This window comes from Halomonas sp. 113, assembly GCF_904067645.1.
GTDB classification, from domain to species: domain Bacteria; phylum Pseudomonadota; class Gammaproteobacteria; order Pseudomonadales; family Halomonadaceae; genus Vreelandella; species Vreelandella titanicae.
Window position 1 is genome coordinate 2141870 of the sequence record NZ_LR881453.1, and the last position, 14313, is coordinate 2156182.

13 protein-coding genes are annotated in these 14313 nt (G+C 55.5%); 8 read left to right on the forward strand and 5 right to left on the reverse strand.

All coding sequences use genetic code 11. The annotated features are described in order from the left end of the window. The first annotated feature begins 32 nt into the window (after positions 1-32). The 7 genes from YERSI8AC_RS10010 (at position 33) to YERSI8AC_RS10040 (ending at position 7507) form a co-directional block, all read left to right on the forward strand. Positions 33-1256 (forward strand): ABC transporter substrate-binding protein, encoded by a 1224-nt coding sequence (locus YERSI8AC_RS10010; RefSeq protein WP_159176674.1) that lies wholly within the window; start codon positions 33-35, stop codon positions 1254-1256. 101 nt (positions 1257-1357) lie between these two features. Next, a complete protein-coding gene (locus YERSI8AC_RS10015; protein ID WP_022523807.1) occupies positions 1358-2245 on the forward strand; it encodes a branched-chain amino acid ABC transporter permease in 888 nt (295 codons plus the stop codon). 2 nt (positions 2246-2247) lie between these two features. Further along, positions 2248-3240: a branched-chain amino acid ABC transporter permease gene (locus tag YERSI8AC_RS10020; RefSeq protein WP_027959159.1), complete on the forward strand. Its 993-nt coding sequence runs from the start codon at positions 2248-2250 to the stop codon at positions 3238-3240. 196 nt (positions 3241-3436) lie between these two features. After that, positions 3437-4591, forward strand: a complete 1155-nt coding sequence (locus tag YERSI8AC_RS10025; protein WP_159176675.1) for an acyl-CoA dehydrogenase family protein — start codon at positions 3437-3439, stop codon at positions 4589-4591. Between the two features lie 17 nt (positions 4592-4608). After that, positions 4609-5724, forward strand: coding sequence for an enoyl-CoA hydratase/isomerase family protein (locus YERSI8AC_RS10030; RefSeq protein WP_159176676.1), 1116 nt, complete (start codon positions 4609-4611; stop codon positions 5722-5724). A 37-nt stretch (positions 5725-5761) separates the two neighbouring features. After that, complete coding sequence (gene mmsB / locus YERSI8AC_RS10035; RefSeq protein ID WP_159176677.1) at positions 5762-6655, forward strand: 3-hydroxyisobutyrate dehydrogenase; 894 nt, start codon at positions 5762-5764, stop codon at positions 6653-6655. Positions 6656-6880: 225 nt separating this feature from the next. Next, a complete protein-coding gene (locus tag YERSI8AC_RS10040; protein ID WP_159176678.1) occupies positions 6881-7507 on the forward strand; it encodes a glutathione S-transferase family protein in 627 nt (208 codons plus the stop codon). A 28-nt stretch (positions 7508-7535) separates the two neighbouring features. Here YERSI8AC_RS10040 and YERSI8AC_RS10045 read toward each other — a convergent pair whose 3' ends face one another. Continuing rightward, positions 7536-7985 (reverse strand): Lrp/AsnC family transcriptional regulator, encoded by a 450-nt coding sequence (locus YERSI8AC_RS10045; RefSeq protein WP_159176679.1) that lies wholly within the window; start codon positions 7983-7985, stop codon positions 7536-7538. 106 nt (positions 7986-8091) lie between these two features. Between YERSI8AC_RS10045 and YERSI8AC_RS10050 the strand changes: the two genes are divergently transcribed. Further along, the gene (locus YERSI8AC_RS10050) at positions 8092-8685 is read left to right on the forward strand and encodes a LysE family translocator (RefSeq protein ID WP_159176680.1); all 594 of its coding nucleotides are present in this window, start codon (positions 8092-8094) and stop codon (positions 8683-8685) included. A 39-nt stretch (positions 8686-8724) separates the two neighbouring features. Here YERSI8AC_RS10050 and YERSI8AC_RS10055 read toward each other — a convergent pair whose 3' ends face one another. The 4 genes from YERSI8AC_RS10055 to YERSI8AC_RS10070 form a co-directional block, all read right to left on the reverse strand. Beyond that, positions 8725-9645, reverse strand: coding sequence for a ketopantoate reductase family protein (locus YERSI8AC_RS10055; RefSeq protein ID WP_159176681.1), 921 nt, complete (start codon positions 9643-9645; stop codon positions 8725-8727). A gap of 665 nt (positions 9646-10310) precedes the next feature. Next, positions 10311-11171, reverse strand: a complete 861-nt coding sequence (locus YERSI8AC_RS10060; protein ID WP_159176682.1) for a helix-turn-helix transcriptional regulator — start codon at positions 11169-11171, stop codon at positions 10311-10313. A 114-nt stretch (positions 11172-11285) separates the two neighbouring features. After that, positions 11286-12254, reverse strand: a complete 969-nt coding sequence (locus YERSI8AC_RS10065) for an XdhC family protein (protein ID WP_022523797.1) — start codon at positions 12252-12254, stop codon at positions 11286-11288. 698 nt (positions 12255-12952) lie between these two features. After that, positions 12953-14182: a benzoate/H(+) symporter BenE family transporter gene (locus YERSI8AC_RS10070; protein WP_089690937.1), complete on the reverse strand. Its 1230-nt coding sequence runs from the start codon at positions 14180-14182 to the stop codon at positions 12953-12955. Positions 14183-14313: the final 131 nt, after the last annotated feature.

Below are 14313 nucleotides of genomic sequence, written 5' to 3' on the forward strand. Positions count from 1 at the left end.
AACAACAAAGGCCTCCGGGCCAGGAGACGAATATGACCTTTATGAAAAAAACGCTGGCCGCCAGTATCGCCGTCGCGGCCTCTTCAAGCCTAGCTGTGTCTACCGCCCAGGCTGATATGAGTGATGGTGAAGTCCGCATTGGGTACCTGGCCGATATGTCCGGCACTTATCGCGACCTCGCAGGCCCCGGCGGCTTAACCGCCATGGAGATGGCGGTGGCCGATTTTGGCGGCAGTGTAGATGGCGCGCCCATCGTTATTTCCAGTGCAGATGATCGCAACAGCGCTGACGTCGGCGCGAATACCGTGCGTGGTTGGATCGATCAGGATAACGTCGATATGGTGGGCGGCTTAGTAGCGTCTTCTGTGTCCATTGCGGTGACCAAAGTGCTGGAAGAGAACAATGGCCTGGGTATCGTGTCCGGTTCGGCGGCTTCTAGCATTACCAACGAACACTGTACTCCTAACCACATCCACTGGGTGTACGACACCTATCCGCTCGCTAACGGTACCGCCAAAGCCGTCGTAGAGCAGGGCGGCGACAGCTGGTTTATGCTGACCGCAGACTACGCTTTCGGTCATGCGCTTGAAGCTGACGTCACCAAAGTAGTGGAAGAGAGCGGCGGTGAAATTGTGGGCGGCGTTCGTCATCCCTTCCCGACTAACGACTTCTCTTCTTACATTCTTCAGGCTCAGGGCTCCGGCGCGAAAATTATTGGCTTGGCCAACGCCGGTGCCGATACCGTTAACGCGATCACTACGGCCAGCCAGTTTGGCTTGACTCAATCTGGGCAGCAGCTAGCAGGCCTGTTGATTTTCTTGAATGACGTTCACGCCCTTGGCCTGGAAGCCACTCAGAACCTGCTGCTAACTACCGGCTGGTACTGGGATATGGATGAGCAGTCCCGCGAATGGGCACAGCGCTATTTCGATGAAGTAGGCCGCATGCCGACCATGGTACAAGCGGGTATCTACTCCAGCACCATGCACTACCTGAAAGCCGTTGAAGCCGCTGGCACCGACGACCCTGAAACCGTACGTGCACAAATGGCCGAGATGCCTATTGAGGACTTCTTTGCCCGTAACGGCAGCATTCGTGAAGATGGCCGCATGATCCACGACATGTATCTGGCCCAGGTTAAAACGCCGGATGAGTCCACCGGTGAGTGGGATCTTTACGAAATCCTCAGCACCATTCCCGCCGAAGAAGCCTACCGCCCGCTATCTGAAAGCCAGTGCAAATTGGTGCAAAACTAATTTCCCGGCTGAGCTTGAGCCAGATAGCCATCGCAAGTGATGTGTAGAACCGGTTGGCGGCAAGTTGCCGCCAACTGTTTGAGGGCGAGGAGAGTCGCGTTATGACGATGATATTCGGCGTGCCAATGGCCGTCTTCATGGGCCAGCTAACGCTGGGTCTTGTGAATGGCGCCTTTTACGCACTGCTTAGCCTGGGCCTGGCGGTCATCTTCGGCCTGTTGAAGATCGTCAACTTTGCCCATGGGGCGCAATACATGCTGGGAGCCTTCGCCGCGCTATTAGGCTTTCGCTATTTGGGCATTAATTACTGGCTGGCGCTCATATTGGTGCCGTTAGTGGTCGGCGCTTTCGGTGTGCTGCTAGAGCGCTTTTTGCTGCGCAGGATCGCCCATCTGGATCACCTCTATGGGCTGCTGCTGACCTTCGGCTTAGCGCTGATTTTTGAGGGCACGCTGGTCAACTTCTTCGGTGTTTCCGGGGCGCGTTACGCTACACCGGAGATCCTTCAGGGCGGTTTGAACCTGGGCTTTATGTTCCTACCGACATATCGCGCCTGGGTGCTGGTGGCAGCGCTGGCGATGTGCCTGTTTACCTGGTTTATGATCGAGCGTACGCGGTTGGGTGCTTACCTTCGCGCAGGTACTGAGAACTCGCAGTTGATGCAGGCGTTTGGCGTTAATGTACCGCTGCTGATCACGCTCACCTATGGGTTTGGGGTTGGTCTTGCTGCGTTTGCCGGCGTGTTGGCAGCGCCGCTCTATCCGGTATCGCCGACCATGGGGTCGAGTTTGTTAATCGTGGTGTTTGCGGTGGTGGTCATCGGTGGGATGGGCTCGATTCTAGGTGCCATTATTACCGGGCTTTCCATGGGCATCATCGAAGGGCTGACCAAGGTGTACTACCCCGAAGCCTCTAATACGGTGATCTTTCTTGTCATGATCCTCGTGCTCATGTTGCGCCCCGTTGGGCTGTTCGGTAAGGAGGCATGAACATGGCAGAATCTCAATCAATGGCGGCGCCATCCGCGGTACTGGAACGTCAAAAGCGGGCCAAGTTTCGCCGCAATATGTTCTATCTGGCGCTAATCGTGGTGGGTCTGGTCGCGCCGTTTTTGGCCTACCCCGTGTTCTTGATGAAAGTGCTCTGTTTTGCGCTGTTTGCCTGTGCGTTCAACCTGTTGCTTGGCTATGCGGGTCTGTTGTCTTTCGGCCATGCGGCTTTCTTGGCCACTGGTGGTTACGTAACCGGCTACCTGTTGGCAAGCTACCCAGGGCTGACGCCTGAGCTGGGTATTATCGCCGGGACTGTTCTAGCCACGCTGCTTGGAGTGGTGTTTGGGGTGCTCTCCATCAGGCGTCAGGGCATCTATTTTGCCATGGTGACTTTAGCTATCGCCCAGCTGGTCTACTTCATGTTTGTACAGGCGCCGTTTACCGGCGGTGAGGATGGCTTGCATGGCGTGCCCCGTGGCGAACTGTTTGGGTTTATCAGCCTGAGCAGCAACCTGGCGATGTACTACTTTGTGTTCGCGATTTTCATCTTCGGCTTCGCGCTGATTCAACGCACGGTGCACTCGCCGTTTGGCCAGGTGCTAAAAGCGATTCGTGAAAACGAGCCCCGCGCGGTTTCGCTGGGGTATAACACCGATGCCTACAAGCTAGTGGCGTTCGTGATCTCTGCAGGTTTAGCCGGCTTGGCGGGTTCGACTAAAACCGTGGTCTTCCAGTTGGCTTCGCTGACCGATGCGCACTGGCATATGTCCGGTGAGGTAATACTGATGACCCTGCTGGGCGGTGTGGGCACCTTGCTGGGCCCGTTAATGGGCGCAGGTATTGTGGTCAGCTTGCAGCATATCCTGGCGCAGTCACCGCTGGGGAATTGGGTTAGCGTTATTCTCGGTATCATCTTTGTGGTCTGTGTACTCAGTTTCCGTAGCGGAATAATCGGTGAACTGGACAAGATGTATCGCAAAAACTTTAAGTAAGCGTTTTTTTTAAATAGCACTCTCTCTGTCCGATTTTGGGCGCCGTTGGGCGCCCTTTTTTTGATTCTTTTATAAGGCCTACGCCTAAGGTCGCAAGCGTTGGCAGGTTGCTTGTAGCCGAGTAAATGGATAAGTTAACGTTAACGTCAATTATAACGACAACAGCAGTGCGCACGCGCATTTGCGGAGATACGCCATGAATTTTGAACTCAACGAAGACCAGGTCGCCTTTGCCGATATGGCCCGGGCGTTTGCCCAAAACGAGTTAGAGCCCCACGCTTCCGAGTGGGATCAAACCTCCTTCTTTCCCGTCGATGTGATTCGTAAAGCGGGCGAGCTGGGCTTCTGCTCTCTTTATGCACCTGAAAGCGTGGGTGGGCTAGGCCTCTCGCGGTTGGACGCCAGCATCATTTTTGAACAGCTCTCTATGGGCTGCACCTCTACCACGGCCTACCTAACCATTCACAATATGGTCACCTGGATGCTGGCGGATTTCGGTACGCCGGAAGCGGTAGAGCAGTGGGGCGCAAGGTTGGCCACAGGCGAGCTGCTGGGTTCTTACTGTTTAACCGAGCCTAATTCAGGCTCCGACGCCGCCTCGCTGAAGACCACTGCCAAGCGCGACGGCGACCATTACGTATTGACCGGCAGCAAGATGTTTATTTCCGGCGCCGGTAGCACCGATTTTCTCGTGGTGATGGCGCGCACCGGCGGTGAGGGCGCCAGCGGGGTTTCGGCGTTTGCGGTTGATGCCAAGAGTGACGGCATTAGCTATGGGCGCAAGGAAGAGAAAATGGGCTGGAACAGCCAGCCAACCCGCATGATCACCTTTGAAGACGTGCGAGTACCCGCCAATCATCTGCTCGGCAATGAAGGCGACGGTTTTAAAATCGCCATGAAGGGCCTCGACGGCGGGCGTATCAATATTGCTACCTGCTCAATCGGCACCGCCCAGCAGGCGATCAACAAAGCGCGGGAGTATATGCTGGAGCGCAAACAGTTTGGTAAGCGCTTAGCCGAGTTCCAGGCGCTGCAGTTCCGCTTAGCCGATATGGTCACTGAGCTGGTCGCTGCACGGCAGCTGGTGCGCATGGCCGCTACCAAGCTGGACGCTGGCCACGCCGACGCACCGACCTACTGTGCCATGGCTAAACGCTTTGCTACCGATGTGGGCTTCAAGGTGTGCGATGAAGCGCTGCAAATGTACGGCGGCAATGGCTATATCAAGGAGTATCCTATGGAGCGTTACGTGCGCGACACCCGGGTACACCGGATTCTTGAAGGCACCAACGAAATCATGCGGCTGATCATCTCCCGCCGGGTGCTGGCAGACGGCGCCACCGAGCTGTAAGAGAATAAGGAATACCAATGAGCAGCGTACTGTTTACCGAACACCCCACCCAAGATGGCCACGTTATTGCCGAGGTTAAGCTCAATGCTGAGCGCTCGCTCAACGCCTTAACGCTTGAAATGTGTGAAGAGATGCTGCCCCGCCTGCGCGCCTGGGCCACCGACGAGCGGGTGGTGGCAGTTGTGCTGGATAGCGCAGGCGAAAAAGCGTTTTGTGCCGGTGGCGACGTGGTGAATCTGTATAAAACGATTACTGGCGTGGGCGACCCCAGCTTTCCGGAGCGCTTTTTCGAGACCGAGTATCGGCTCGATTTCCTCTTACATACTTACCCCAAACCAGTGATCTGCTGGGGCAATGGCATTGTGATGGGTGGCGGCATGGGGCTGTTAAGCGCCAGTAGCCACCGCGTAGTGACCGAGACCTCGCGTTTGGCTATGCCGGAAGTCACTATCGGGCTGTACCCAGATGTTGGCGCCAGCTGGTTTTTAAACCGGCTTCCCAACGGCGCGGGGCGCTTTTTAGCCATGACCGGCTGCCAGATCAATGCGCCAGATGCTGTTCATCTAGGTTTGGCTGACCGCTGTATCGCCAGCCACCACCGTGATGCCATGCTGCAGCAACTGACCGACGCATCCTGGGGAGCCGGTGAGAATACCGATGCCAACGGTGTGGTTAACCGCATCATGCGTGAGCTTGAGCAAACATCCCAGCCTGTATTTGCCGAGTTGGAAGCGCCCGTATACCAGCACTCACCGCTGATTCGCGAGTTGATGGATCACGACAGCGTGGAGCAAATTGTCGCCGCTATTACGGCGGTAAAAAGCGATAATAAGTGGTTTGGCAAGGCACAGAAAACGCTGGCCCACGGTAGCCCGGTGTCAGTGAAATTGATTGATGAGCAGCTAAAGCGGGCCAAGCATATGTCGCTGGCAGAAGTGTTCCAATCCGAAATGGCGCTATCTGTGCAGTGCTGCCGCCACCGCGAGTTCCCTGAGGGTGTGCGCGCACTGCTGGTCGATAAAGACGGGCAACCGAACTGGACGTATCCCGATGTGGCCTCGGTAGAGGAGAGCTTTATCAACGAGCTGCTATCTTCCGCATGGTCGCAAAATCCGCTGGCGGATCTACGCTAATATAATCTTCCCATTACCGGCTAATAAGGATAATAAAATGAACACCATCGCATTTATCGGCCTGGGCAATATGGGCGGCCCCATGGCTGCCAACCTAGTAAAAGCAGGCTTTGACGTGCGCGCCTTTGATCTTTCTCAAGAGGCGCAAGAGACCGCCAAAGTGAATGGCTGTGAAGTGGCTTTCTCGGCCCAGGAAGCTGCCACCGACGCCGACTTTATTATTTCAATGCTGCCCGCCGGAAAGCATGTACGCGGGCTATATATTGAAGACGATGCGCCGCTGTTTGAAGTGATCAAACGTGGAGCGCTGGTCATCGACTGCTCTACCATTGACGGTGCCACTGCCCGAGGCGTTGCTGAGGAGGGCGAGAAGCTGGGTATCGGCTTTATCGATGCGCCGGTTTCCGGTGGCGTGGGCGGCGCGCAAGCGGGCACCTTGACCTTTATTGTGGGCGGCAGCGAGGTCGAGTTCAGGCTGGCCAAGCCGGTGCTGGAAGCCATGGGCAAAAACATCTTCCACGCCGGAGATCACGGCGCAGGGCAGGTGGCCAAAGCCTGCAACAACATGCTGCTCTCTATCTTGATGGCGGGCACCTGCGAAGCGATCAATATGGGCGTCAAAAACGGCCTGGATCCCGCGGTGCTTTCGGAAATCATGAAGCAGAGCTCCGGCGGTAACTGGGCGCTCAATGTTTACAATCCCTACCCAGGCGTCATGGAAAACGCACCCGCCTCCAAAAACTATCAGGGTGGCTTCCAGGTCGACCTGATGATCAAAGACTTAGGCCTCGCCATGGATGTCAGCCAGCAAAGCGCCTCCGCAGTCCCCATGGGCTCCGCCGCCCGCTCACTGTTCACCCTGCATAAAGCCAAAGGCAACGGCAAACTCGACTTCTCAAGCCTGATGCAGTTTTATCAGGATAAAGAGTGAGGCGTGAGGTGTGAGGTGTGAGGTGTGAGGTGTGAATGGTAAATGGTGAGTGGTGAGTGGTGAATAGGTTTTGTAGCGCGTGGTAACGAGTAGCGAGCGCAGCGAGAAACGAGGCACCCGCGAGAGGGCGGCGAAGCCGCCCCAGCTATCCCACCAAAGCCACAGCTTGTCTCCGATCTCAAGGGCGGGCAAACTTAAAGAAACTGCTCATATACAAGGACTGCCATGATCACGCTTTGGGGCCGCAATAACTCCACCAACGTCAAGAAAGTGCGCTGGGTGCTAGAAGAGCTGGAACTACCGTTCGAGCAGATCCAGGCTGGCTTGGAGCACGGGGTAAACAACACTCCGGAATACCTGGCCATGAACCCCACCGGGCTAGTGCCGCTACTCAAAGATGACGCCACCAACAGCGTGCTGTGGGAATCCAATACGATTATTCGCTACCTTGCCGCGCAGTACGGGCAAAGCAAGCTATGGATCGAAGCCCCCGCCGAACGGGCGCAGGCTGAAAAGTGGATGGATTGGTCGAACAGCACGCTATCACCCAGGCACCGCACAATCCTGATGGGTTATGTCAGAACCCCACCCGAAAAACGCGATAACGCTGCCATTGAAGCGGGTATGCAGGCGTGTGAAGAGCTGTTTGAGTTGATGGATAACGTGCTGGCCAAGCAAACGTTCTTCTCGGGCAATGAATTTGGCCTGGGCGATATTGCCGTTGTACCCTTTATCTACAACTTATGGCATATCGGTTTAACCTGGCAGCCGCGCCCCCATTTAGAGCGCTGGTACCAACAAATCGCTGAACGTCCCGCCTACCAAAAAGTGGTGGTGATTCCTGTTACGTAAATAGGAGGCTTTGATGGAAGAGTGGGGGTTAGCCTCGCTCATCCTTTGAAGAATTCATCACAATATGGGTAGAGATGGCACTCACATGGGCTTGGGTGCCAAGTACATCGGTATGAAAACGCTTATAGCTGCTGAGGTCTTTGGTTTCCACTCGCAGCAGATATTCAAAAGAGCCTGCAATGTTATGGCACTCAGCTACTTCCTGGGCCACCAACATGGCTCGCTCAAACCCCTCCTGGGCAGCTTTGGTGTGTGACGATAAGCCCACTGTGACATAGGCCACAAAACCTCTGCCCATGTGCTCAGGTGAGGTTACGACACGGTAACCCTTGATTACACCATTTTTTTCAAGCTCTTGAACTCGCCGCAAACAGGCAGAAGGAGAGAGATCAACGCGCTGAGCTAGTTGCACGTTGCTGATTCTTCCGTCCTGTTTTAGTGCTTGCAATATTCTGCGATCAATCGCGTCAATCTTCATGTTTTGTTGCATAAATAGTGAAAAGAGGGTGTGATTAAATCAAAAGTTGCGCCTTGAAGCTCGTAAAATTCCTCTCTAACTACTCATAAACGCAAGGAGAGGCGCAATGACCTCGTCGGTTTTAGCAGCGCTGGCAGCGTTTGCATTTGTCACGACGGTAACCCCAGGCCCTAACAACTTGATGCTGCTGGCCTCTGGCGCCAACTTCGGCTTTAAAAAAACGCTGCCCCATATGTTCGGCATAGTGGTGGGGTTGAGTGGGCTAACGCTGGTGGTGGGCGGTGGTTTAATGGCGCTATTTGAAGCCTATCCGGTACTCAACACATGGCTAAGCATCCTCTCGACGGGCTATTTGTTGTGGTTAGCTTGGAAAATCGCAACAGCCACACCTCTCAACGAGAGCAATCATAAAGGTAGTCCGATGACGCTATTACAAGCCGCAGCGTTTCAGTGGGTAAACCCCAAAGCCTGGGCCATGGGCCTTTCCGCCATTACGCTCTACGCCCCCAACAAATCGATCTTCTCGGTGCTGATGGTGACCAGTGTGTTTGCCATTATCAGCTTTCCCGCCATCTCGGTATGGGCTTGGTTGGGCATCATGGTGCGCCAATGGCTGACCAGCCACCGTCGTTATCGCATATTCAATATCACCATGGCTTTGCTGTTAATCGCGTCGCTATACCCGGTGCTAAGCCATTAAGCCTGTACAATGTAGGAATGGGGTAACGCGTGGTAATGCCTAAAAGCTCGCCTCAACCTCCGCCAACTCATTATCCAGCGCCTGCAAAACCTCGCACGCTAACCCATGGCGCTGGGCACTCTCAATCAACGGCCCCAATATAGCCCCGCGCTCGGTGGGGCGTTTGGCCTCCACGTCCTGCAACATCGAAGCCTTATTGTTTGCCGTGTTCTCCACCACCTGCCACACCAACGCCAACCACTCATCTTCACCATTGCCATCATTGGGCGGCGCAATGCCCTCGGCCAGCATAATCGCCGCGACTTCCTTTACCACCGCCACCATCCGGCCCGCATAAGCTTCACCGCGCAACTCGCCGTTACGTACGCTATTCAATGCCACCAGTGGGTTAATCGCCGCGTTCACCGCCAGCTTCTGCCACAAGCGTTGGCGAATATCACTCACCTTTGTGGCGGCAAGCCCTGCCTGGGTTAATGCTTGCGCCAGTTCTTCCGCTAGAGCGCCGTGGTGGTTATTTAAATCGCCCAAAAAGGTATGCCCGTGCCCCGCATGCACCACGCCATCATCACCGGTTAAGTAAGCCCCTTCCGTGGTGGTCGCACACAGCACCGGCCCTGGCCACGTCTGGGTAATACGAGGCTGGGCCAAAAAACCGTTTTGCCACAGCACCAGCGGCGTAATGGGGGATAGGGAGTCAGCAACGCTTTCCAGCGCCGCCTCAGCGCTCATAGCTTTGGTAGTGATATGCACAAGCGCAGGCGGCTCAGGCGCATCAACCGCCAACTGCCCAGCGGTAAGCGAGGATAAGCGCTGGGTACGCGCTTCGCCCTCCGGCGTCATTAACCTCTGCTGCGCGGGCAAGTCACGGCGGCCGATCAGCGCCACTTCTGCAAATGGTGCCAGCGAATGCGCCAATAATCGGCCAATCGCGCCAGGACCAAGAATCCAGTGGGTCGTCATTGTCTAAACATCATCATCAGCGGGAATGCCGACAAGCTTACCGCGTTCAATGTAAGGAGGCGAAGGTAGAAAAAAGCACTAGGAACGGGACTATTTGATAGTGACGCCGGTAAGCATAGTCTGCTAGCGTAAAGCTAAGAAGATTTTGAGGATGGGTTGTTGGTTGGGAAGTCGTGCTAGGTGTGTTTCTTTTAAAAAAGCGTTGAGGAAAGTTTGCTAGCGACCCAAAGCGGTCAATTAATTAAAGCTAATGTAACACCACATAATCTATCCACGAACTCAAATCGACCATTCAGGCTACCCTCTCAAACCCCAAGTATAAGACCAGGTAGTGTCTAAAAAACCCGGGGCGATTCAGTATTGCCAGCCGGATAACACGGCTGCCAGGTAAGCAGGCTACTTGAGGTGGTTAAATATCTATGACTGAGACAATAATAAAGTCCACGTTGAATGCTTCTGTTGCTCCGAGACGAATTGTTCAACGTTTCCTTAAGATATTTACCAACCTAGATAAGTAGGCTTATTGCGGTGAGTGTCGATTTTAGTCTCAGTTTTTGCCGCTGTTTTTGTACAGACTCATATTCAAACGCACAAAGAGCAAGCTCTTTTATCTTTATGTTCGTTGAGCTAGTTTCGCGAAGACCTTGTGGGTCACGCTATCGTGGTCACATCTCTCCTGTCCAATAACTGTCCACTACACATCGATACTGGCTTGGAGATGCGCCAATGTGTTGGCGGAAGAATCGAGTAAAGTGACCCTGCTCGGTAAAGCCAAGGTTCTCAGCGAGTTGGCCTAGAGTACCGCTGCGCTCTCGCTCAAGCCAAATGAAGGCCCGCCGCATTCTCGCATCATTGAGCATGAGCCTTGGTGTCATGCCAGTGTCTTTGCGAAATAAGGTAAAGAAGTGCGCACGGGATAACCCGGCGGCCTTTGCAGCGTTGGCTACGCAATCAGGGTCGTCAAGATGGGTTTGCAGGTAGGCGCAAGCACGGCGGATGCGTGCATCATTGAATCCTTGGCGCATCTGAGTGCCGAGGCGGCACAGGTGCTTCCATTGCGAGAAATCCTCGATAAGCTCGATTAGAAAGTCGAATAGTAAAAATTCAATGTGCTCTCGGGGAATTAGCCCGGCACTATAGGCCTCGGCTATTAACCGGTCGGCCATCGCCCGTTTCTTGCTGTTAAGCTCAATACTAGGCTGGGCAAAAAATCCCGGATGCGAGCTAAGGGCTAACGTATGCTGGGCTTCAGCCAGCCAGGCCGGTTCGATATAGAGTGCGAGAATCTGTGTCTGCTCGGCGCTGGGCTGGTAATCAAAGAAATGCGGCTGCCAAGCGTTGATCAGTACCGCATTGCGGTCGGTAAGAGGTACCTGATAGCCATTGACGTTGAAAAATGTGTCGGAGCCTGACACTTTCACCAGCACATGGCATTCGTGGTGCGAATGGGTTACAAGTGGTCGGTCCATATCGAGGAGGGCGACTCTCCCGAACTTGCCGTGGAAGACGCGTTGCGCGGTGGACATCGCTAGCTCCTTATGGTCGCGGGTGTAGTGGCAGGATGGTGTGCTCTATAAGTTTATCACCCAACCTGCCGCGGCAGGTGTAGGTCGACCAGCGACAAGTCTACTACTTTCGTTTCAGAGCGCATCGCGACCTTTCCCGTGATAAACGCGCAGTACGTCGGCGACCACTGACAAGGCGATCTCGGCAGGCGTTTTGCTGCCGAGGTCAAGCCCGATAGGCATGTGGATACGCGCGATCTGCTGTGAAGACAGTCCGCCGACCCGGCTCAGCCGTTCAGCACGCCGGATGGAGGTTTGCCGCGAGCCCATAGCGCCGATGTAAAAGGCCGGAGAGCGCACTGCTTCCATCAGCGCCAGGTCGTCGATGCGTGGGTCGTGGGTCAGTGCGACCACAGCGGTAGCTTCGTGGCAATGGCCAGCGGCGATGAATTCGGAAGGCAGCACTGGATGTACTTGAACTCCCTCGGGTGGGCGTCGCAGCATCTCTTCGCGCGGATCACAGGCAATCACCTCACAGCCGATGGTACGAGCGAAGCTGGCGCAGTATTCGGCCACCGGCGACAACCCGGCAAGAATCAGCCTAAGCACAGGGCCGATGCGTATTCGCACGCGTTCGTTCAGGAGCTGCGCAATCTCGCCGCCATGATCGTCCGCCATGAGCACGAAGGCACCGGAGGACAGGTCGAGTTCACGCACCAACCGATGTTGGCCGAGCAGTGCGTTGTACATGCCCTGCAGATGGTCGACCCAGGTTTTGTCCGGTGCGCGATGCTCGACTAGTACCTTAAGAACACCGCCGCACGGCAGTTGCAGCCGCTGACGCTCTTCATCGCTCTCCCCATACAGGACGATCTGGGTCGGTGCACGCAGCTCGCCGTCAGCGAGACTTTCGAGAAAGGCTTCCTCGACGCAGCCGCCCGAAAGGGAGCCGGTGAGTTGGCCGTCTGCCCGCACGGCCAGCATCGCGCCGGGTGTACGGGGTGCCGAGCCGTAGGTTGAAAGCACCGTGCACAGCCAAAAGGAGTGACCCTTGCGAGCCCACTGCAAAGCGGTGTGAACGACCTGAAGGTCGAGTTGACGCATAACAGCATCCTCGTTATGGGCGCGGTCGCATGAGGCGCCGCGTAAGTCTGTAATGTCTACGGTTCTGCACATCCACGTTGCTACTGAAGAGTATGCCCGGATTTTATAGCTAAGAGACCGATGTGGCCGTTCTTCGTTGTAGCACCGGCTCTAGCGGCGTTTGATAATGGCTCTGGCTTAGCCCAAGGCCCCTTTTTTCACCGCAGCTCAGACTCATGCTGCTCTCAGGGATCAACAGGGCTTGCCCTGAATCAGTTTTTTTATGTTGTGCTGCGCCTCCTTTATCTAGGTTTAGCCCTTGACCTCGGGAGTGATGAGGTCGTTTTTCATCTTATTCTTTATGTCTGCACTATAGCCTGTGCAGCTCTGGAGAGGAGTGTTCCAGTCAGTTAACCTTCGAGGCACTGATAGCTGGAACCGAATTTGGTCACGCGCCGACAATTCATTGAGAACCCCATAGCCAAGCTCGAATATCTGTTAGTTATAGTTGTGTTTATATGAATCGACATCGCCTGTACGGAACCGACCGTATTGCGACGACACCACAAATGCCGCTGCAGGGCGTGGTCGTCGTCCTGACCGGCTTGAGGAAAAGTTAGGAATATAGGTAAAGCACTGTTTATTAATGAATTTTGGTGCGCGTAATCACAGTCCACTAAAGGCGACTACCGTGCGCCTGGTACGGTAGTCGCATCCGATCAGCGCTTGATTTCGCCCAGTAGCCCGGATACCAACACTCCAAACAACAGTGCCCAGAATGGCGAGCTGATGCCCATGAAGGAGAACTGACTCATCGCCACGGCTAGCGCAATAAAGGCGCCGATCTGGCAGTAACCGCCCTTTTGGAAGGCCTGCTGCAGTGCGCCGAGCAGTACGCCCAGCATGGCCAGGCCAGCGATCACGACGATCAGCGCCTTGGGGAAAGCCAGGATGAATGGTACGGCAAGCCCGGCGAATAAGCCGAACAGCGCGAACAGCGCACCGTTCACCAAGGCTGCACCATAACGCAGGTTGCGGTCCTCACCGGCCTGCTCAGAGGAGCATATGGCGGTCATCGGGCCGGCAATGTTAGCGTTGTGACCGCCGAGTAGCCCGGCGAGCATGCCTCCGATGCCACTGATTACCGTCATTGCATTGACCGGAGGGCGGTAGCCCTCTGTAATCAGCACACCGGTCGCCTGAGCGTTTTCTGCACCAATCACCAGTGCCGTCAGCGGGATGGTGATAGCCAGGAAAGCGTCCAGAGAGAAACTAGGGAGGGTGAAAGCCGGCATGACGAAACCGATATTCACGTCAGCCGGCTGCAGTTGGCCCATGGCGAAGGCCAGGACCAGCCCAACAACGCCAGCCACCAGCACCGGTGGTACCGATTTGGCGAACCGAGTAACGAGGAAGAAGCTCAGCGCCGCGGCTCCTGCGATGATGGGCGCGGTGACAACCGAGTCCACCGCACCGGTGGCGAAGCGGATCAGCGCACCTGCGATCATCGCCATCACGATCGGCATCGGTAGCCAGCGCATTAACCGGCCGATCAACCCGGTGACACCGAGGATCAGCACTAGCAGGCCGCTCATGATGAAGGCCCCGATAGCCTCGCTGAAGGGAATGACACTGAGCGAACCGACCAGGATCGCTGCGCCGGGAATGGTGTAGGCACCGCAGATCGGCTGACGATAACGCAGCGCCATGAAAAGGCTGATCAGGCCGCCCAGCACGTACACGGCGAACAGCCAGGCGACCGTCTGGCCATTGGTCAGGCCCCCTGCTTCGGCGGCATTGATAATGACCAGCGCAGGGCCAGTGCAACCGAACAGCGCGGCGACAACACCTGCACTGATGGACTTCGAGTTGAATGCATGGCGCAAGGGGGTCTTCGTAACTGGTTCGGCATGGGAAGCGTTTGCATCGGGTGCGACGGGGCTAGACATGGGTGTGCTCCGCTAGTTAATTGTTTTATAAGAGTCAGGGCGGTTTGGCATACGGTGGCGGGGCGCTTAGCGCTTAGCCCATACAGGCCATCAGGTGCTAGGTCGACGGTTGCCCAGACGTGCAACCGTCG